The organism is Corallococcus sp. AB049A (genome assembly GCF_003668885.1).
Classification (GTDB): domain Bacteria; phylum Myxococcota; class Myxococcia; order Myxococcales; family Myxococcaceae; genus Corallococcus; species Corallococcus interemptor.
The window spans coordinates 1-18,722 of the sequence record NZ_RAWL01000148.1 but is presented as its reverse complement, the minus strand read 5'-3'; the positions used below and the strand labels follow the sequence as shown (position 1 = coordinate 18,722).

20 protein-coding genes are annotated in these 18,722 nt (G+C 70.6%); 8 read left to right on the top strand and 12 right to left on the bottom strand.

Translation table 11 applies throughout. The features are described 5' to 3' along the window. Positions 1-144: 144 nt before the first annotated feature. Positions 145-1,938 carry a signal peptide peptidase SppA gene (gene sppA, locus D7X55_RS17740; protein WP_120548173.1) on the top strand — a complete coding sequence of 598 codons (1,794 nt, stop codon included), beginning with the start codon at positions 145-147 and terminating at the stop codon, positions 1,936-1,938. Positions 1,939-1,941: 3 nt separating this feature from the next. Here the strand turns inward: sppA and D7X55_RS17735 are convergent, their stop codons facing one another. Next, the gene (locus D7X55_RS17735; protein ID WP_233609904.1) at positions 1,942-2,505 is read right to left on the bottom strand and encodes a cysteine dioxygenase family protein; all 564 of its coding nucleotides are present in this window, start codon (positions 2,503-2,505) and stop codon (positions 1,942-1,944) included. 326 nt (positions 2,506-2,831) lie between these two features. Between D7X55_RS17735 and D7X55_RS17730 the strand changes: the two genes are divergently transcribed. Further along, positions 2,832-3,830, top strand: a complete 999-nt coding sequence (locus D7X55_RS17730) for a general secretion pathway protein GspE (RefSeq protein ID WP_121723682.1) — start codon at positions 2,832-2,834, stop codon at positions 3,828-3,830. Between the two features lie 15 nt (positions 3,831-3,845). Here D7X55_RS17730 and D7X55_RS17725 read toward each other — a convergent pair whose 3' ends face one another. The 8 genes from D7X55_RS17725 to rpmH all read right to left on the bottom strand — a co-directional run bounded on the left by D7X55_RS17725 (position 3,846) and on the right by rpmH (position 9,675). Next, complete coding sequence (locus D7X55_RS17725) at positions 3,846-4,454, bottom strand: Uma2 family endonuclease (RefSeq protein ID WP_120548170.1); 609 nt, start codon at positions 4,452-4,454, stop codon at positions 3,846-3,848. 76 nt (positions 4,455-4,530) lie between these two features. Beyond that, positions 4,531-5,868, bottom strand: a complete 1,338-nt coding sequence (gene mnmE / locus D7X55_RS17720; protein ID WP_121723681.1) for a tRNA uridine-5-carboxymethylaminomethyl(34) synthesis GTPase MnmE — start codon at positions 5,866-5,868, stop codon at positions 4,531-4,533. 58 nt (positions 5,869-5,926) lie between these two features. Then, complete coding sequence (locus tag D7X55_RS17715; protein WP_014400867.1) at positions 5,927-6,154, bottom strand: hypothetical protein; 228 nt, start codon at positions 6,152-6,154, stop codon at positions 5,927-5,929. Positions 6,155-6,199: 45 nt separating this feature from the next. Beyond that, the gene (locus tag D7X55_RS17710) at positions 6,200-7,000 is read right to left on the bottom strand and encodes a hypothetical protein (protein WP_121723680.1); all 801 of its coding nucleotides are present in this window, start codon (positions 6,998-7,000) and stop codon (positions 6,200-6,202) included. Beyond that, positions 6,997-8,817 carry a membrane protein insertase YidC gene (gene yidC, locus D7X55_RS17705; RefSeq protein WP_121723679.1) on the bottom strand — a complete coding sequence of 607 codons (1,821 nt, stop codon included), beginning with the start codon at positions 8,815-8,817 and terminating at the stop codon, positions 6,997-6,999. The genes D7X55_RS17710 and yidC overlap by 4 nt, the downstream gene beginning before the upstream one ends. A 52-nt stretch (positions 8,818-8,869) precedes the next feature. Next, on the bottom strand, positions 8,870-9,088 hold the full coding sequence (gene yidD / locus D7X55_RS17700; RefSeq protein ID WP_014400870.1) for a membrane protein insertion efficiency factor YidD: 219 nt from the start codon (positions 9,086-9,088) through the stop codon (positions 8,870-8,872). Beyond that, positions 9,085-9,507, bottom strand: coding sequence for a ribonuclease P protein component (gene rnpA, locus D7X55_RS17695; protein ID WP_120548166.1), 423 nt, complete (start codon positions 9,505-9,507; stop codon positions 9,085-9,087). Before rnpA ends, yidD begins: the two co-directional genes overlap by 4 nt. A gap of 15 nt (positions 9,508-9,522) precedes the next feature. After that, on the bottom strand, positions 9,523-9,675 hold the full coding sequence (gene rpmH, locus D7X55_RS17690) for a 50S ribosomal protein L34 (protein WP_120526629.1): 153 nt from the start codon (positions 9,673-9,675) through the stop codon (positions 9,523-9,525). Positions 9,676-9,898: 223 nt separating this feature from the next. On the opposite strand from rpmH, the gene D7X55_RS17685 reads away from it, so the two are divergent. Continuing rightward, positions 9,899-10,333: a GNAT family N-acetyltransferase gene (locus D7X55_RS17685; protein ID WP_121723678.1), complete on the top strand. Its 435-nt coding sequence runs from the start codon at positions 9,899-9,901 to the stop codon at positions 10,331-10,333. Between the two features lie 155 nt (positions 10,334-10,488). Further along, positions 10,489-11,847 (top strand): chromosomal replication initiator protein DnaA, encoded by a 1,359-nt coding sequence (gene dnaA / locus D7X55_RS17680; protein WP_120548164.1) that lies wholly within the window; start codon positions 10,489-10,491, stop codon positions 11,845-11,847. Between the two features lie 9 nt (positions 11,848-11,856). Here the strand turns inward: dnaA and D7X55_RS17675 are convergent, their stop codons facing one another. After that, on the bottom strand, positions 11,857-12,300 hold the full coding sequence (locus D7X55_RS17675; RefSeq protein ID WP_121723677.1) for a CBS domain-containing protein: 444 nt from the start codon (positions 12,298-12,300) through the stop codon (positions 11,857-11,859). A 189-nt stretch (positions 12,301-12,489) separates the two neighbouring features. On the opposite strand from D7X55_RS17675, the gene D7X55_RS17670 reads away from it, so the two are divergent. Together D7X55_RS17670 and D7X55_RS17665 are read left to right on the top strand one after the other, a co-directional pair. After that, positions 12,490-13,305 (top strand): hypothetical protein, encoded by an 816-nt coding sequence (locus D7X55_RS17670; RefSeq protein WP_147468317.1) that lies wholly within the window; start codon positions 12,490-12,492, stop codon positions 13,303-13,305. A gap of 25 nt (positions 13,306-13,330) precedes the next feature. After that, complete coding sequence (locus tag D7X55_RS17665) at positions 13,331-14,080, top strand: hypothetical protein (RefSeq protein ID WP_147470136.1); 750 nt, start codon at positions 13,331-13,333, stop codon at positions 14,078-14,080. 9 nt (positions 14,081-14,089) lie between these two features. Here the strand turns inward: D7X55_RS17665 and D7X55_RS17660 are convergent, their stop codons facing one another. Beyond that, the gene (locus D7X55_RS17660; RefSeq protein WP_233609903.1) at positions 14,090-14,899 is read right to left on the bottom strand and encodes a hypothetical protein; all 810 of its coding nucleotides are present in this window, start codon (positions 14,897-14,899) and stop codon (positions 14,090-14,092) included. A 144-nt stretch (positions 14,900-15,043) separates the two neighbouring features. Here D7X55_RS17660 and D7X55_RS17655 point away from each other — a divergent pair, with 144 nt between their 5' ends. Together D7X55_RS17655 and D7X55_RS17650 are read left to right on the top strand one after the other, a co-directional pair. After that, positions 15,044-16,450: a pitrilysin family protein gene (locus tag D7X55_RS17655; RefSeq protein WP_121723673.1), complete on the top strand. Its 1,407-nt coding sequence runs from the start codon at positions 15,044-15,046 to the stop codon at positions 16,448-16,450. A gap of 3 nt (positions 16,451-16,453) precedes the next feature. Then, entirely contained in the window at positions 16,454-17,953 is a 1,500-nt protein-coding gene (locus tag D7X55_RS17650) for a pitrilysin family protein (RefSeq protein ID WP_121723672.1), read from the top strand. 66 nt (positions 17,954-18,019) lie between these two features. Here D7X55_RS17650 and D7X55_RS17645 read toward each other — a convergent pair whose 3' ends face one another. Beyond that, a complete protein-coding gene (locus tag D7X55_RS17645) occupies positions 18,020-18,301 on the bottom strand; it encodes a hypothetical protein (RefSeq protein ID WP_120548157.1) in 282 nt (93 codons plus the stop codon). Between the last annotated feature and the right edge of the window lie 421 nt (positions 18,302-18,722).

The window sequence follows — 18,722 nt, the reverse complement described above, 5'->3', positions numbered from 1 at the left end:
CCAGGACGGGCGGGCCCTGGCTCCCCGTCCGCCGCCTGTCAGTGCATCGCACGCAAGCGTCGTCCCGCGCGTGCGTTGATGGTAGGCCGCTTGAAGGTCGGGGAACGCCCCTCGGGGGCACGTGGGAACCAGGAGTCCTTCCGGATGAAACGCATTTTCATTGGCGCGCTGGCCTTCATTGGAGCGCTGTCCATCCTCTTCGTGGTGGGTGTGGTGGGGCTCTTGATGCTCGCGGCGTCGAGCAAGCCGGGCGTGCCGTCCAACCTGGTGCTGGAGCTGGACCTCCAGCAGCCGCTGCCCGAGTACACGCTGGACACGTCCCTGGCGGGCGCGTTCGGCGAGGAGCCCACGTCGCTCCGGGACGTCGTGGAGGGCCTGGAGAAGGCCGCCACGGACTCCCGGGTGAAGTCGCTGGTGGTGCGCATTGGCCAGCCGGGCAGCGCGGCGCAGGTGCAGGAGCTGCGGGACGCGGTGAAGGCGTTCCGCGCATCGGGCAAGCGGGCGGTGGCCTACGCGGACGGCTTCGGCGAGGCGGGCAACGGCACCGGCGCCTACTACCTCGCGAGCGCCTTCGACTCCGTCTACATCCAGCCCTCCGGCGACGTGGGGCTCACCGGCCTGACGATGGAGACGCCCTTCGCGCGCGACGCCTTCGCGAAGTTCGGCGTGAAGCCGGAGTTCGGCAAGCGCGCCGAGTTCAAGAACGCCGTCAACACCTTCACCGACGAGTCCTACGGCCCCCACCAGCGCGAGGCCACGGAGGCCTATGGCGGCAGCCTCTTCCGCCAGGTGGTGAAGGGCGTGGCCGAGGGCCGCAAGCTGTCCGAGGACGAGGTGCGCGCGCTCATCGACCGCGCGCCCTTCATGGGCCAGGCGGCCGTGGACGCGAAGCTGGTGGACGGGCTGCGCTACCGCGATGAAATCCACGACGAGCTCAAGCAGCAGGCCGGTGACGGCGCGGAGTTCCTCTACGTGGAGAAGTACCTGGAGCGCGCCGGCCGGCCGCACCAGACGGGCACCTCCACCATCGCGCTCATCTACGGCGTGGGCGAGGTGCTGCGCGGCAAGAGCCAGTCCAACCCGCTCGGCGGGCAGGTGATGGGCGGCGACACGGTGGCGGCGGCCTTCCGCAAGGCGGTGGAGGACCCGTCCGTGAAGGCCATCGTCTTCCGCGTGGACAGCCCGGGCGGCAGCTACTCCGCCAGCGACACCATCCGCCGGGAAGTGCAGCGCGCGCGCGAGGCGGGCAAGCCCGTCATCGTCACCATGGGCACGTACGCGGCCAGCGGCGGCTACTTCGTGGCCATGGCCGGGGACAAGATCGTGGCCCAGCCGGGCACGCTGACGGGCAGCATCGGCGTGTACAACGGCAAGTTCGTCACGTCGGAGCTGTGGGCGAAGCTGGGCGTGAACTTCGACACCATCGCCTTCGGCAAGAACGCCACCTTCGCCTCCTCCGACCAGGAGTTCACCCCCGAGCAGCGCGCGCAGCTGGAGTCCGAGCTGGACACCATCTACCTGGACTTCACCAGCCGCGCCGCCCAGGCGCGCAACATGCCGCTGGAGAAGCTGCAGGCGGTCGCGAAGGGGCGCGTGTGGACGGGTGAGGACGCGCTGGAGCGCGGGCTGGTGGACGCGCTCGGCGGCTACCCGAAGGCGCTGGAGCTGGCGAAGCAGGCCGCGAAGCTGGACAAGGACGCGCAGGTCCGCGTCGTCGTCTTCCCGCGCCCCCGGCCCACCGGACAGGTGCTGTCGGAGCTGTTGGGCAAGCACGAGGCGGACAACAGCGACGACGAGGCCGGAAGCCACGCCGCCATGTCCTCGCAGGTGCTGGAGCAGGTGCGGGCCGTGTACCGCGTGGGCGCGAAGCTGGGCCTCACCGGGCCGGGCGCGGAGGGGCGCATGCTGTACGCGCCGCTGCCGGAGGTGCGCTGGTAGCGCTCAGACGTGCAGGGGCACCGGGACGCGGCCCTCGTTGGGCCGCACCGGCCGCCCGAAGATGCTGTGGTAGCGCAAGCTGTGCGACGCGCAGCGGTGGCGCCGCGGATCGAACACCAGGCAGCTGGCCACCGGGCCCGCGTAGACGTGCAGCGTGATGCCCGGCGCGTTGCCGGCCACGCTCACCCGGTGAATGGAGGCGGCCGGGTCCCGGAAGTCCACGTGTCCGGCGCCCACCGGCCCCACGCGCACCGGCGCCCCCAGTCGCGCGAGGCCCGGCTCCGTGCCGCCCTCCAGCAGCGCGTAGTTCTCCAGGAGGAAGTGGCCGCGCTGGATGCTGAACCAGCACTCCTGGCCGTCATGGTCGTGGACGGGGGAGACGGCCCCCGGCGACCAGCAGTTGAGGATGATCTCCATGCCCTCGTCGCGGTGGACGAGGTTGCGCGTGTAGCGGCCCGGCAGGAAGTGCAGGTAGGGCTTGAGGCTGGAAGGCTCCAGCCGCAGCCCCGCCATCTCCGCGTCCACCCCGGCCAGGCCCCCGGGCGAAGCACGGCGCGCGCGGAGCATCCGCACGAACTCTCTCAGGCACGCATCAGCCATGCTTACAGGCTAGGAACGTCTGCGACATGCGGCCACCCTGGGGTCTGCCAATGAACGTCCGCTTTGTCGTCCCCCCCTCAAGGATTGAGGCGGGGTTCGTTGAAGAACGGTGAAGCGGTGGGAAGAAGTGGCCGAACGGCTCCTTCTGGGTCCGAGCAGGCAACCAACGCCTGGCCGCCCCCCATTCCCTCCGGTTTAGCTGTAAATTTACACCTTCCTGCCGTAGAGGGGGAGGGACTGATGGGCAGGTCGTCCCGGCCGAAGCACGGAGGGGGGCCGGAGGAGAGCGTGCGATGAAGAAGCGTCTGGGGGACATCCTGCTCGCGCGGGGTGTGGTGGATGCGTTGCAGCTGCAGTCCGCGCTGGCGTACCAGCGCAAGTGGGGCGCGGCGCTGGGGCAGGTGGTGGTGGACCAGCGCTTCTGCTCGGCGGAGGCGGTGCTGTCCGCGCTGGCGGCCCAGACGGGCGTGGAGGCCGTGGACCTGGACGCCTGCGCGCTGGACGCGTCGCTCGCGCGACTGATTCCGTGCAAGGTGGCGGAGGCCCACCGGGTGGTGCCGCTGCGCCTGGAAGGGCAGGGGATGCGCGAGGTGCTGGTGGTGGCCCTGGCCGCCCCGGCGAGCCTGGCCACGCTGGACGTGGTGAAGAGCGTGTCCGGCAAGGCGCGGGTGGTGCCCCGGCTGGCCACGGACGCGGCGCTGCAACGGGCCATCGGGAGGCTGTACCGGGGCGAGCCCGCGACGCCCCAGCGCCGTCCCGGGATGGAGGGCTTCACCCTGCCGGAGTGGGACGAGTCAGCGCCCCTGGTGGTGGGCCAGTCCCTGGCGGAGCTGACGGAGATGCCGGCCCCGGAGCCCGCGAAGAAGAGCGATGGCGAGGGCCTGCCCCTGCTGGCGCCCCTGGAGCCCGCGTGGGCGTCCGCACCGGAGCCGCGCGTCGCCGTGCGCGAGCAGGTGCTGGTGTACGGCTGGGGCTCGGACGCGGCGGCCGGCCTGGTGCGGGTGCTGGGCGGAGCGGGCTTCACGGTGAAGGTGGCGGGCACGGCGGACGTGTGCGCCGCGAGCGAGGCGCAGGTGGTGGTGGCGCCGCTGCCCGCGATGGAGGTGCTGGCGCAGCGGCTGCGCGCGCAGGTGCTGGTGGCGGGCAAGGCGCCGGAGCGGGACCTGCCCCGCGCCCAGGCCGTGCATGCGCGGGGCTTCGTGGCGGCGCCGGTGGATCCGGACCTGCTGCTGCACGCGGTCCGGCGGCTGTCGCGCGCCTCCGGGGAAGCGCGCCTCAAGCACGCGAGCTGAGCGCCCCGGGCTGCTTCAGGGCACCGCGGCGAGCCGGGGCATCTCCTCCGGCGCGTCGGGGAGCCACAGCGCGCCCAGCTCCAGGGCCACGGACGAGAAGGGCTCGGCGCGCACCAGGGCGTCGTCCTCGTGGCTCGCGGTGAGGAGCCAGCCGCGCTTGAGGCGCTGGTAGACCTCCAGCGTGCGCGCGACGGGGTCCACCAGCCAGACGTAGGACACGCCGGCCCGCGCGTAGAGGGGCAGCTTGCGGGCGCGGTCCAGCGCGGTGGTGGCGGGGGTGAGCACCTCGCAGACCCAATCCGGCACCAGGGTGAAGAACGCGGCGCCGGGCTCCGGCGGAGCGGCCACGCGCTCACGGCGCCAGGCGGCCAGGTCGGGCACGAGGATGTCCTCGCCCAGGTGCAGCTCCGGCGCGCGCAGGAAGCACCAGCGGCCGTTGCCGCCACGGCGCGGGTCCAGCCGCTCTCCCAACTCCACGCCCATCATGAAGGCCGCGCGCGCGGGCGCTACGGAGAGGCGGGGCGAGGCCACCAGCTCGCCATCGAGGACTTCCCCGACCCAGCCCGACGGAAGCGCCGAGAGCAGGGAGAGGGAGGTGGGTTGAAGGTGCTGAAGTGCCGTCATGAATCCTCGGGGAGCGCCGGTGAACGCGAGGCATTCTAGGGAGGGGTCTGACATGCGGACCGCCGCCCGCCGGGCACTACTTCCCGATGCAGAAGCGCTGGAAAAGGGTGTCCAGAAGGGCATCGGAGACGCTGGTTCCGGACACCTCGCCCAGGGCCTCCAGCGCGAGCCCGACCTCGCCGGAGAGGACCTCCAGGGTGGACACCCGTGACGCGTCTTCCGCGCGGCCCAGCGCCTCGGCGGTGCGACGCAGGGCATCCGCGTGACGCTCCGAAACGAGCGCTACCGCCGAGGGCGTGCCACCGCCCCACAGCCGCGTGAGCACGGACGTCCGCAGCGCCTCCACGCCTTCGCCCGTGAGGCCGCTGACGCGCGGCGGGGCAGTGGCTTCGGCTTCCGCGCCAGGCATGACGTCGCACTTGCCGGTGACGACGAACACGGGCGTGGCACCGGCCTCCCGAGTCCACGACGCGGCCTCTTCACGCGAGGTCCCCGGCGGCAGCACGAGCACGGCCAGGTCCACGGCCGCGAGCAGCTCGCGTGTCCGCGCGATGCCCAGCGCCTCCACGCGGCCCGGGGCCTCGCGCAGGCCCGCGGTGTCGTAGAGCGTGACGCCCAGGCCCTCCCACTCGACGCGGGCCTCCAGCGCGTCTCGCGTGGTGCCGGGCTCGGCGTCCACCAGCGCGCGGGCCTCGCCCACCAGCCGGTTGAACAGCGTGGACTTGCCCGCGTTCACCGGACCGTAGAGCGCCACGCGCGCGCCCTGGCGCACCAGCCGTCCACGGCCCACCTCCGCGCGCAGCGCCTCCGCGACGGCGCGCAGCTCCGCGACGCGAGGAACTGCTTCCGCGTCCGCGCCCTCCGCCTCGTCCGGGAAGTTGAGGACGCCCTCCAGGTCCGCGTGCAGCTCGCGGAGAGGGGTCTCCAGCGCGCGGATCCGTTCGGCCAACGCGCCGGACAGCCCGGCCGCCGCGGCGCGCACGGCCGCCTCCGAATCCGCGGCCACCAGGTCCGCGACGGCCTCCGCGCGGGTCAGGTCGATGCGGCCGTTCAGGAACGCGCGCCGGGTGAACTCACCGGGAAGCGCCGGACGCACGCGCTCGTCCTCCAGCGCCCTCGCGAGCAGCAGCCGCAACAGGCGGGGACTGCCGTGCGCCTGCAGCTCCACCACGTCCTCGCCGGTGAACGACCGGGGCGCCTGGAAGTAGAGGAACAGCCCCTCATCCAGCACCGCACCCGCCGCGTCCACGAACGACGCCAGGTACGCATGGCGCGGAGCCGGGGAGGCGGGGACTCCGGGCGCGAGCCTCCGCCCCACCTCCAGCGCGGCCGGTCCGGACACCCGGAGGATGCCCACCGCCCCCGAGGCAGGTGCGGTGGCGAGGGCGACGATGGTGGCGGAGTCAGACGTCATGGCAGGGCAGGGGGGCACCGGAAGCCGGGCACACGCGCCTGACTCCCTGCCCTTGAACCTACCGGACGCCCTGCGGCGGCGTGGATCCGCGAGCGGCGCGCTCCACGTCGTCGCGGTGCTCCTCGATGTACTTCTCCACCTCCGCGTCGTCGACCTCCAGGTCGCGCAGCACGCCCGGGTAGACGAAGCGGAACGCCGGAGACTCCTCGTCCCCGCGCAGGCGGAAGCTCATCTTCAGCACCGCCGCGCCGTACAGCTTGTCCTTCAAACCCTTCGCCTTACCCATTCGCTCCTCTCGCGCCCGCCGGCGGTCCCAAGCGGGCACACCCGCTCAGGCGTCGGCGTCGTCCTCGTCGTCGTCCGGCAGCAGGCTCCGCTTGGGCATCGGGGCGGGCTTCGCCGGGGTGAACACCACGCGTCGGTTGCGGCCTTCGCCTTCCGCCGCCACCTTCACTCCACCCACTCCTTCTACTGCCTTCAGGACGCGCGCGCGGTCCTCAGTCTTCATCGCGGCGAACGCATAGAAGCGGCCCAGGCTGGCGGACTTCTCCGCGAGCTTGCGGACGGCCTCCCGGAACGCCGGATCCTCCTCGACCTGCAGCGCGCGCTCGTCCGCCTCCGAGGCCTTCGCGGAGGCCTGGGCCTGCGCGGGCTTCGCGGCCTGCTGCGCCGGCTGGCCACCCCGGGCGTTGCGTGCCTCTCGCGGCGCGGCCGGAGCGGGAGCAGCCCCCCGGGCCGGCGCCTGCGCGGGCGAGGAGGCCGCCGCCTGGGCCACGGCCGCGACCGGAGCCGAAGCAGGGGCCGGCGGCTGCGGCGCGGCCTCACGGCGCTGGCGGGGCTCCGGGTGCGCGCCCGCACCCAGCATCACCCAGCGGCGCTCCACGCCAGGGCGGTGGAGCATCTTGTTGAGCAGGAACTGGAGCGAATCCAGCACCTGGCTGCGCTTGCCCGGCTCCACGCCCGGAGGCGCGCCGGACTCGAAGTGGAGCGCCACGGACAGGCTGCCGTCGGCGGTGTCCTGCAGCTCCAGCCGCGCCGGGAACCCCATCAGCCCGAGGATGTCCGTGAGCAGCTTCTCCACCCGGGGGCGGAAGTCCGCGCCGCCCGCCGCCACGCCCTGAGTCCCGCTCACTTGCGTTTGCCTCCCCCGGCGGTGATGACCGCCGGTGTCCCGCCGCCCGTCTGGTTCTTCTTGCGGTCCAGCCACTTGCGCAGGCCCCACTGCTGGCCAATGGAGAGCACGTTGTTCGTGAAGATGTAGAGCGACAGGCCCGCCGGGTACTGCAGCAGCGTGAAGGTGAAGATGATGGGCATGATCCACGTCATCATCCGCGCCTGCGCCGCGTCCATCATCTGCGGCTGCATCTTCTGCGTGATGATCATCGACACGCCCAGCGCCAGCGGCAGGATGTACGTCGGATCCTTGTAGGTGAGGTCGCGCCAGATGGGGCCGAAGAAGGGCTCGCCGTAGATTTCGAAGCTGTTGCGCAGCGACGTGAACAGCGCGATCCACACCGGCATCTGGATGAGCAGCGGCAGACAGCCGCCCAGGGGGTTCACCTTCGCCTCCTGGTACAGCTTCATGATCTCCAGGTTCTGGCGCTCCTTGTCGTCCGCGAACTTCTTGCGGATCTCATCCATCTTCGGCTGGAGCACCTTCACCGCCTCCATGCTGACCATGGAGCGGTAGGTGAGCGGCAGGAGCGCCAGCTTCACCACCACGGTGAGCAGGATGATGGCGACGCCCCAGTTGCCCACGATGCCGTGGAAGAACTTCATGACGGCGAGCAGGATCTTGCAGACCACCGCCCAGATGCCGAAGTCGACCGTGTCCTCCAGCATGGGGTGGAAGGCCGTGGTGGACAGGCCGGCCACGGCGCGCAGCTCCGTGCCGGGCACGATGCGCAGGAGGTCCGGATCCTTGGGGCCCAGGTAGCCGCCGAAGCGGAACGTGGCCACCTGGCCGGGGCCCACGTTGAGCGGGAAGCCCGCGGACACCTCGCGCGCGGTGGGCGTGGCGGTCAGCGTGCAGTGGCCGTTGAGCGCGCCGTCCAGCGGGTAGAGCGCGGACAGGAAGTACTGCTGGTTGATGCCGAAGAAGGAGATGGGCCCCTTCGTCTCCTCGGGCGGCTTGTCGCCCGGGGACAGGTTGTGGAGCTTGTCCTCCACCCAGCACGCGGAGCGGCTCAGGTTGCCCACGCCGCCGAAGAAGGACGGCGCGTGCTCGAACTCCGGGTCGATGGCGCGGCCGTAGTGCACCTTGAGCTCACCCGACTGCGCCTGGGCGGAGGTGTTGCGCACCTGGAGGGTGTAGGTGAACTCGAAGCCGTCGCGCGGCCACACGAGGGTCTTCGTGACCTCCCACGGGCCCTGGCGGCCGGTGAACGCCACGCTGCCGCCGTTGTCGGTGGAGCCCTCCTGCACGGCGTAGCGGGTGTTCGCCGCCAGCGGCGCGCCGCCTTCGATGGTCACCGCGAGCGGCAGGGGCTGGCCGGCCACCGGGTGCGCCACGTTCATCTGCGGCGGCGGGGGGATGTCCTTGCCGAAGAGCTTCTCGAAGCCCTCCTTGACGGTGAGCGACTGCTGCTCGCGCATCTTCGTGCCCTGGAGCACGGCGGAGGTGAGGCCGGCGCCCTCGGAGGAGAAGGTGTACTTCACCTCCGGGCGGCTGAACTCCACGGTGCGCGCAGGCGGGAGCGGGGCCTCCGCGTGGGTGCCCGCGTCCTCGCCGGTGGCGCCCGGCGGCGGCACGGCGGCCATGCCCGGGGTGCCGGCGTCAGCCGTCGCGGCCATCTCCACGCCCGCGTCCGCGCCCGTGGCGCCCGGGGGCGGCTCCTTGGGGGCGAAGAAGAAGGTGTAGGCGGCGGTAGCCGCGAAGGAGAGGGCGAGCGCCAGGAGCAGCCGCTTCTGCGAATCGTTGGACTGGGGCGACAGCGGGTCGTTCGTCATGGAGTTCCCTGTGCCGGCGGCACGGCGCCGGAGGGCGGGCGGAAGCAAACCGTCAGGGGACGGGATCGAATCCACCGGGGTGGAATGGCTGGCAGCGCAGCAGGCGCCAGACGGTGAGGGCGCTGCCCTTCAAGCCGCCGTGCTTCTCCAGCGCCTGCATGGCGTAGGTGGAGCACGAGGGATGGAACCTACACGCCTTCGGCAGCAGCGGCCCCAGGAACCGCCGGTAGAAGCGGATGGGCAGGGCGATGACGAAGGCGAGTGGACTCATGGGGCGGCAGGCTCTTTAGGCGGCACGCGGGGTGCTGGAAAGAGCCGTTGCAGCTTACGGGTGACGCCGTCGAACGCACGGGAAACTTGCGCGAAGGAGGCTTCCTTCGCCGAGGAGCGAACGACCAGGACTACGTCGAGACCGGGGGGCCATTGCCCGCGGTGCTTGCGGAAAAGCTCGCGGAGCACTCTGCGCAGGCGTGCGCGCACCACCGCGTTGCCCACCTTGCTGGAGACGGTGAGCCCTACGCGGGAGTGCGCCCGGTTGTTGCGTTGAACGAGGGCCAGGAGGCAGTCGGACGGAACCTTCTGACCGCCCTCCTGGACTTCGAGGAACTCACGGCGCTGGAGCAGGCGAAGGGCCTTGGGGAAGCGCTCGTCGGTTGCCTGAGGCACCCGCGGCGCCGCTCCCTCGGCCATCGTCCGTGCGTCCAGTTACTTCTTGAACGACGACACCACCAGGCGCTTACGGCCCTTGGCCCGGCGGCGCTTGAGGACATCCCGGCCGCCCTTGGTGGCATTCCGCTTACGGAACCCGTGGGCGCGGTTGCGCCGGATCTTCGACGGCTGGTACGTGCGCTTGGACACAACGACTCCTGAAGGCTGAAGGCGGCGCCAATCACCGGCGCGACCCGTACAGTGGAAAGGGGGCGTCCGTAACCCTATTTCCTGGACAAGTCAATCAAGGATCACCAGCGCCGACCGTGCAGCCCTGCGCCGGGTGGACCGGGCGATCATGTAGGAAAAGGGAGCAGGGGGCAAGGAACGGCGAGCGGGTGGGTGCGCGGCCCGTTCAAGTAGCTTCTCCAGGATGCTCCTCCGCGACGTCACGGATGAAGACCTCCCCCTGTTCTTCGAACACCAGCGCGACCCCGAAGCGGCGCGCATGGCCGGCTTTCCATCGCGGGAGCGCGATGCGTTCATGACCCACTGGCGCACGAACGTCCTGCGCCCCGGGAACATCAACCGCACCATCGTGATGGGCGGCGTGGTGGTGGGGAACATCGGCAGCTGGGAACAGGACGGCCAGCGCCTCGTCGCCTATTGGATCGGCCGCGAGCACTGGGGCCAGGGCCTCGCCACCCGGGCCCTCTCCGAGTTCCTCCCGCTCGTGCCCACCCGGCCGCTGCATGCGTGGGTCGCCACCCACAACCTCGCGTCGATCCGCGTCCTGGAGAAGTGTGGCTTCCACACCGTGCCCCACGAGGATCCGGCCGAAGTCCTCATGAGGCTGGATCCGGCGTAGGAGTTGTGGGCCACGGTGAGTGTTCATCCCCACCCGCCAGGGCGTCCCGCTGATCCGTGCTACAGGCCGGTTCCTTGATCAGCCGGAGAGCGGGTGTTAGCACCGCCGAACGCCCGCGGGTTCCCTCCTTCCGCGCGCGTTCTTGAGCCTCCTACGTGAACGCCCTCGCCCAAGCCCCTTCGCCTTCGCTTCCCAGTGCCGGCGTCATCTGGACCCGCACGCTGGAAGCCATCCGCCAGGAGGGCCTGCACTACGCCCTCACCTGGCTGGAGCGGATGCGCCCCATGGAGGTGCGCGAGAACGCCCTGGTCCTGGGCGTTCCGGACCGCTTCTTCCGTGACTGGGTGGATGACCACTACCGCTCCATGCTGGAGACGCACCTGGCCCGGCTGGAGCCGTCCCTGGGCCGCGTCGCCTATGAGGTCGTCGTCGGCCCTCCGCCGACTTCTTCCGACCTGCCGCCCACGCCCACCATCAAGGTGAACTCGACGCGGCCCTCGCGCCTCAACCCGCGCTTCACCTTCGACACCTACGTCGTCGCGGACAGCAACCAGCTGCCCGCCGCCGCCGCGCAGGCCGTGGCCCACCGTCCGGGCCACAACTACAACCCGCTCTACATCTACGGCGGCACCGGCCTGGGCAAGACGCACCTGCTCCAGGCCGTGGGCAATCACATCTGGGAGAAGGACCCCACCCAGCGCATCGTCTACCTCTCCAGCGAGCAGTTCACGAACGAGTACGTGGAGAGCGTGCGCGAGCACCGCATGACGGACTTCCGCCGGAAGTTCCGCGAAGAGTGCGACGTGCTCCTCATCGACGACATCCAGTTCCTGGGCAAGCGCGAGGAGACGCAGAAGGAGTTCTTCTACACCTTCGAGACGCTCTTCGGCCTCAACAAGGCCATCGTGCTCACCAGCGACATGGTGCCCGCGGAGGTGCCCGGCATGGAGGACCGCCTGCGCAGCCGCTTCGCCATGGGCCTCATGGCCGACATCCGCGAGCCCTCCTACGAGACGCGCGTCGCCATCCTCCAGAAGAAGGCCGAACAGGAAGGCCTCAACCTGCCGGACCCCGTGGCGCACTTCATCGCGAAGCACGTGCAGAAGAACGTGCGTGAACTGGAAGGCGCGCTCGTGAAGCTGTCCGCGATGCACAGCCTCACGAAGCAGCCGGTGACGGAGGAGTTCGCGTCCCAGGTGCTGCGCGACATCCTGCCCGCGCAGCGCACCGTGGACGTGGAGGCCATCCAGCGCGAGGTGGCCCGCTTCTACAAGGTCACCGTGGAGGCGCTGAAGGAGGACCGGCGCCACAAGGCGCTCGCGCATGCGCGCCAGGTGGCCATGTACCTCAGCCGCAAGCTCACCAAGAGCTCCTTCCCGGAGATCGCCTCGCGCTTCAACAAGGACCACTCCACCGTCATCTCCGCCGTGCGCAAGGTGGAGGGCCTGCGGGAGACGGACGCCGCCGTGCACCGCGACCTGTCCGAGCTGGAGACGAAGCTCGGCGGCATGTAGCCGCTGCTTTCAGTGCGGCGCGGCCGGCTGTGACGGGGCGGAGACCTCCTCGAGTGTCCTGCCGCTCTCCTGGTCGCTGAGCTCCGCCGCGATGTCTCCCAGCGCGAGGATGCCCACCAGCCGCTTGGCCCGGTTCAATACCAGGATGCGGCGGATCTGCGAGGCCCTCATCTTCTCGGCCGCCTGGGTGAGGTCGTCGTCGTCGTAGCAGAACTCCACGCCGCGGGTCATCGCCTGGGCCACCTGCGTGCGCTCGGCGTCCAGGCCCTGTGCCACCGCGCGAATCACGATGTCCCGGTCCGTGACCATGCCCACCAGCTGGTCGCCGTCACACACCGGGATGGGGCCCACGTTCAGCGCGCGCATCTTCTCCGCGGCGACCCTCAGGGAATCCGACGGGCGGACGACCTCCACGTCCGGGGTCATCACGTCGCCTACTCGTTGCGTTGCCATGGCGTCTCTCCTGTGGGGGTTCCTCCTTCAGCGTGGGCACCCGCCTGTCCGCTGACATGGCCTGCCTTCACGGATGTCTGTCCATCTCCCCGGGCATCGGGCATGCTGGGGCTTCGAGGGCCTTCCGAGGCGCTCGCATCGGGACGTCCGGCCGGAGGCGCTCCCCCTTTCGCGGTGCTTCCTTCCGACATGCCCTCCATCCCCTGGTTGCGTGCTTCCGGCCTTGCTGTCGCCGTGCTGGGTCTGCCTGCGTGTGACAGCGGCCCGGACACCACCGAGCTGCGCTTCGGCATCAACGCGACGACCTACACGCGTCCGCTGACGGAGGAGTCCTCGCCGTCCCGGCGGACGGCGATGGACGCCCCGCTCGTGTCGCCCACCTTCACCTCGAACGACGGCCTCAAGTTCACGGTGGAGTCCGCCAACGCCACGCTGTTCGACGTGCGTCTGGAGTTGCCGTCCGGGCGCGAGTGCTCGGACTACGAGGGCAAGCTGGCTCCGTTGATGACCTGCACCGACGCGGCGGACGGACAGCCCGGGGCGTTGAGCGTGCGGGAGCCGCTGGACGTGAACTGGTTGAGCGCCACGATCATCCCGGACCGGACGCTCCGCATCCCTGAAGGAACCTATTCCCGCATCGAAGCCCGCCTGGGCCAGAACACCCCCGCGCTCCCCAGCTTCAGCGTGGACGCGAGCTTCACCTGGGAGGATCAGCGCCATGTCCTGAAGGTGGCCTTCGCCTCCACCGCGGCCCTGCGCTTCGAGCCCCGGGGCCCCTTCGACATCGCCGTTCCCGCGGAGGACACCGTCGTGGTGGGCAGCCTGGATTTGACCACGTGGCTCGACGGCATCCCCGTGGCCAGCTGTCTGGCATTGGGAGACCTCACCCTGGATGGCACCACGCTGCGCCTGGAGACAGGGACGGGTGCGTGCGCGGGCGCCGCCGAGCGCATGCAGCAGAACATCGAAGTCAGCACCCGGATGTACCTCGCCTCCCACCGGTGAACCCATGTCCATGAACTCACGTTGGTTGTGTCTGTCTTTGCTGTCCCTGGGGATGTCCGGCTGTGGCGACCCGAGCCCCACCCGGCTCGTCTTCTCGCTGAACACGGCCTCGGTGGGCGCGTCTTCCCTGCCGGTTCCGGCGTCCGGCGTCCATGCCATGACCGACCCAGCCGGTCCTCCCGAAATCATGTCCAGCGACGGCATGCGCTTCGCCCTGAATGAGGTCCGCATGGAGGTGGCCGACATCCGTGTGGAATTGGGCGAGGGGATGCGCTGCGGCGACCTGAGCGACCCGCTGCCGCAGGGCACCGGGTGCGAGCAGCCCGAAGGTTCCCCGGCCACGCTCACGCTCGCGGGTCCGTTCTCCATCGACCTCTCCACGGGGAAGGCCTGGAAGGGGGGAGAGCTGAGGCTGCCGCCCGGCACCTACCGGCGCGTGAGCTTCGTGCTGGGGGAGGGTGGCTTCTCGGCCCGCACCCTCGCCTTGGACGGCCAGTCTTGGAACATGACCATCTTCCTGAGCGGAGGCACGGTGATGGGCTTCGAGTCCCCCCATGACGTCAGGTTGGAGGAGGGCGGCTTGCTGCACGTGACGTTCGTCCACAGCCAGTGGCTGACGGACCTGCCCTTGGGCGCGTGCTACCGGAACGGGAACCTGTCCCGGGTGGGCTCGGAGATGGTCCTGGACAACGCGACCGGCGCGTGTGAGGGCGCGCTGGAGAAGGCGCGCGACGCCATCCGCACGCGGGGGAGGGTGAGCGTCCGGTCCCCCTGACCGCCGCGGTCAGAAGTGGGTCCGGCCGCTCAGCAACGGCAGCAGGACGAGCCACCACAGCAACGGACCCACGAGCCCCAGGACCAGGCCGGTGATGGCCTGGCCCCGGCGGCCGATGGGCGGGGTCGCCTCCGGGTCCACGCGCGTCAGCGCCACCGCGCCGCAAATCACCGCGATGGGCGCGAGCAGGGGCATCAGCACCGAGCTGAACCCGAACCGCAGGGCCTGCTGCGCCATGGGGTTGTTGAAGCGCTGCTCCCACAGCGCCTTCAGCGCCCTGGGCGGCACCGGCAGCTGGAAGAAGAGCTGATTGCGCGCGTCGCGGTGGATGCGCACCCCGATGAGCAGCGCGGGCATGACGCACAAGGCGAAGAAGAAGCGCGCATCCGGCACCAGGGCCCCCGCCACCACCGCCATCACCAGCGGCGTGGCCAGCAGCGCATGCCGCGCCCAGCGCTTGCCCAGGAAGAAGGCCACGCCCACCGGTACGGGCACCAAGAAGAGGAGCGCGAACAGCGAATCCTTCGTCGCGTCCAGCCCCCACTCCGTCAGGGCGGCGGCCGTGGCCACGCAGAACAGCAGCGTCACTCCCGCAACCCACCACGCCCATCCATCCCGCTTGCCCCAGTAACGCTGGCGCAGGGCCTCCAGGTAGTTCACGTCCGGGCGCGCCGCGCAGGCCCTGCAGTACAGCCGTGCCACCAGGCCCGGCACGGACGTGGCGCAGTCCGCGCAGAAGAAGCCGCCGCAGCGGAAGCATGTACCGCCCGCGGGCAGGTCCGGGTGGACGGCGCAGCGGCCCTGCTGGGAAAGGGGCACCTCCAGGCTCATGGCCGCAGTGTCGCACGGCGAGCAACACCCGGCACCCCGGCGCCCACCCGGTCGCCTTCCGGCTTACAGGCCCCGGGGCGCGTGCTAAGCGCGCGACAGACCGTCCTGAACCGTGGAGGAACCTTGTCCCGATTGAAGGCCCTCGCCGCAGCGGCCCTGTTCGTGGGGCTTCCGGCGCTCGCTCAGACCCCCCAGGCGAAGCCGCTGGAGCCCGGCCGCGAAAACCTGGCCATCCCGTATGAGAAGTACACGCTGCCCAACGGCATGGAGGTCATCCTCTCCGTGGACCGCAAGCTGCCCGTGGTGGCCGTCAACGTCTGGTACCACGTGGGCGCCTACGACGAGACGCCGGGCCGCACCGGGTTCGCGCACCTCTTCGAGCACATGATGTTCCAGGGCTCCAAGCACGTGCCGGACGACGTGCACATCGGCCTGCTGGAGCAGGCGGGCGCCACGGACCTGAACGGCACCACCAGCTTCGACCGCACCAACTACTACGAGACCGTGCCCAGCAACCTGCTGGAGACGGCGCTGTGGTTGGAGAGCGACCGCATGGGCTTCCTGCTGGACTCGCTCACGGAGAAGAAGCTCCAGACGCAGAAGGAGGTCGTGAAGAACGAGCGCCGCCAGGGCGTGGAGACGGCCCCCTACGGCGAGGCGCAGGAGAAGGCGTGGCAGGCGCTGTTCCCGCCTCCGCACCCGTACTCCGGCAACGTGATTGGGTCCATGAAGGACCTGGACGCGGCCACGGTGGATGACGTGAAGGGGTTCTTCCGCAAGTGGTACGCGCCCTCCAACGCGACGCTCGCCATCGTGGGCGACTTCGACCCCGCGAAGGCCAAGGCGCTGGTGGAGAAGTACTTCGCCACGCTGCCCTCCGGGCCCAAGCCCCAGCGTCCGGACGTGAAGCCCGTGCGGGTCACTCGCGAGACGACCATCCGCCACGACGAGAAGGTGGCCACGCTGCCGCTGCTCTCCATGTCCTGGCTCACCGCCCCGTACCTGAAGCCCGGAGACGCGACGGCGGACGTGCTGGCCACCGCGCTGGGCACGGGCCGCGCGAGCCGCCTGTACCGCCGGCTGGTGCTGGACAAGCAGCTGGCGCAGAACGTGGAGGCCGTGCAGCAGAGCCAGGGCGCGCAGTCCGTCTTCTCCATCGAGGCGGTGGCCCGGCCCGGCGTCACCACGGACCAGCTGAAGAAGGAGATCGACGCGGTGCTGGACGAGGTCCGCAAGGACGGCGTCACGCAGGAGGAGATCGTCCGCGCGCGCACCCGCTATGACACGCGGCAGCTGGCGGGCCTGCAGGCCGTGGGCGGCTCCGGCAGCAAGTCCGACACGCTCCAGTCGTACAACCAGTTCGTGGGCGAGCCCAGCTACGTGGCGCAGGACCTGGCGCGCTACCAGGAGGTGACGCCCGAAACGGTGAAGCAGTTCGCCAACGACGTGCTGCGCCCCGACGGGCGCGTCGTGCTGCACGCCGTGCCGCCCGCCGGCAAGGCCGCGCCGTCTTCCGCTCCGGGCAAGGAGGCCCGTTAAGTCATGCACCGCCGAATCCTTACTGCCCTCCTCGCGCTGTCCGTCGCCGGCTGCGCCACCACCAGGCCCGCGGAGACGCCTCCCGCGGAGACACCGCCCGCATCCCAGCCGCAAACCCAGACACCGGCGCCGGACGCGGAGGCGTTCCGCGACCAGCAGCCCAAGCCCGGCCAGTCGCCGGAGCTGGTGCTGCCCACCTTCGAGCAGGCGAAGCTGGACAACGGCCTCACCGTCATCGTCAGCACGCGCAAGGAATTGCCCCTGGTGTTCGTGGGCATCGCCTTCGCCGCGGGCGTGGCGCAGGAGCCCGCCGCGAAGCTGGGCATCGCGGACCTGTCCTACCGCATGCTGCTGGAGGGCGCGGGCAAGCGCGACACGGTGGCGCTGGACAACGCGTTCGCGGACCTGGGCGTGTCGCCCGCGATGTCGGTGGATCCGGACGGCGCCTTCGTGGGCGCGCGCGTGCTCACCACCAACGTGGACGCGGCGATGAGCCTGCTGTCGGACGTCGTCCTGCGGCCCACCTTCGACGCGAAGGCCTTCGAGCGCCGCAAGAAGCAGCAGCTGGGTGAGCTGGTGCGCCGCATGGGCGACCCGAACTTCCTGGCGCAGCAGGCCTACTACCAGGCCGTGTTCGGCGCGGACCACCCGTACGGCCACACGTCCGGCGGCACGCCGAAGACGGTGGAGTCGCTCACGCTGGCGGACGCGAAGAACTTCTACCTGAAGAACACGGGGCCTCGCGCCGCGGCGCTCATCATGACGGGCGACATCACGCTCCAGCAGGCGGTGGAGTACGGGAAGAAGTACTTCGGCGGGTGGAAGGGCGGGGCCGTGGCGCCCAAGCCGCCGCCCGCGCCTCCCGCGCCGCCGCGTCAGCAGGTGCGCGTGGTGCCCAAGCCGGGCCTGGAGCAGACGGTGGTGCTGGTGGGCCGTCCCGGCCTCGCCGCGGGCCACCCGGACGAGTACCCGCTGGAGCTGGCCACCACGGTGTTCGGCGGCTTCTTCGGCAGCCGGCTGAACATGAACATCCGCGAGGACAAGGGCTACAGCTACGGCGCCAACGCGCACCTGGGCACGCGCCTGGGCGTGGGTCCGCTCACCGCGTACGCGGCCGTGCGGCAGGACGTGACGGGCCCGGCGCTCAATGAGTTCATCAAGGAGCTGGCAGGCATCAAGTCCAACCCCATCACGGAGAAGGAGCTGGCCGCCGCGCGTGAAGGCCTCATCCGCGCGTTCCCGGGCGCCTTCGAGACGGTGGAGGGCCTGGGCGGCAGCGCCGCGCAGCTCTACTTCCACCGCCGGCCGATGGATGAGTTCAAGCGCACCGTGGAGGGGCTGGAGAACGCCAGCGCCGCGGAGGTGCAGCGCGTGGCCGAGTCCTACCTGGATCCGGCCACCATGCAGGTGGTGCTCGTGGGCGACCCGCTGGTCATCCAGGAGCAGGTGACGCCGCTCAACCTGGGCAAGCTCACGCTGGTGGAGACGCCGGCTTCCAAGTAGCCGGGCGCTTCACTTCAAGGTGTTGAAGCCGGGGTCCCGACGTGGGTGTCGGGGCCCCGGTTTTTTTCATTCCCGGGTGGGCTCGTTCTCTTCCTGGCGGGCCTCGGCCTTGAGGCGGCCGCGCTCCTCGCGCTCCTCGTCGTCCACGTTGTCGAGCACGCTCCGCGGGTTCGCGACAGGGCCGCCGACGGGGCCGTCGCTGTCGAGGGCGAACTTCTGCTCCTCGGTGGAGTGCTTCACGTCATCACCGTAGAGGGGCTTGGTGTCGTCCGCCTCCAGGCCCCGATCCACGCGGTCCTTGGCGAAGCCAGGCTTGTGGGCGGTGTCGCTCTTCTTGCGGGTGGTCATGGGTTGCTCCGGAAGGGGGTGGGACAGCTCACACACGCTCAATGTCGGCAGCCGGGGGCGCATGCACCACGGTGGGTGCCATGGAGCGGGGGGCTGGTTGCCTGCCCCCTGACCTTGGCGGGTGGAAGCGGCTAGGATGGGGACTCCATGGCCGGACGCAGCAGGAACAGCCAGCGGCACGAGGGGACGACGTCCTCCGTGGGCGCGCGCGTCCAGACCGTGCTGACCGAGACTCGCACTCGCACCGGCCTGACTCCTCGCGGAGCGCGGACCGCCTGACTTCCGAAGTGGACCTCCTGAAGGTCCCCCTTCCGAACCCGGCCCCGCGCTCCTCCCGAGCGCGGGGCTTTTTCGTTTCCCCTGTCAGCTGCCACCCCGAGGACCCGAATGACGCCGCTTCCCTCAAGTCCCCCCCATCACC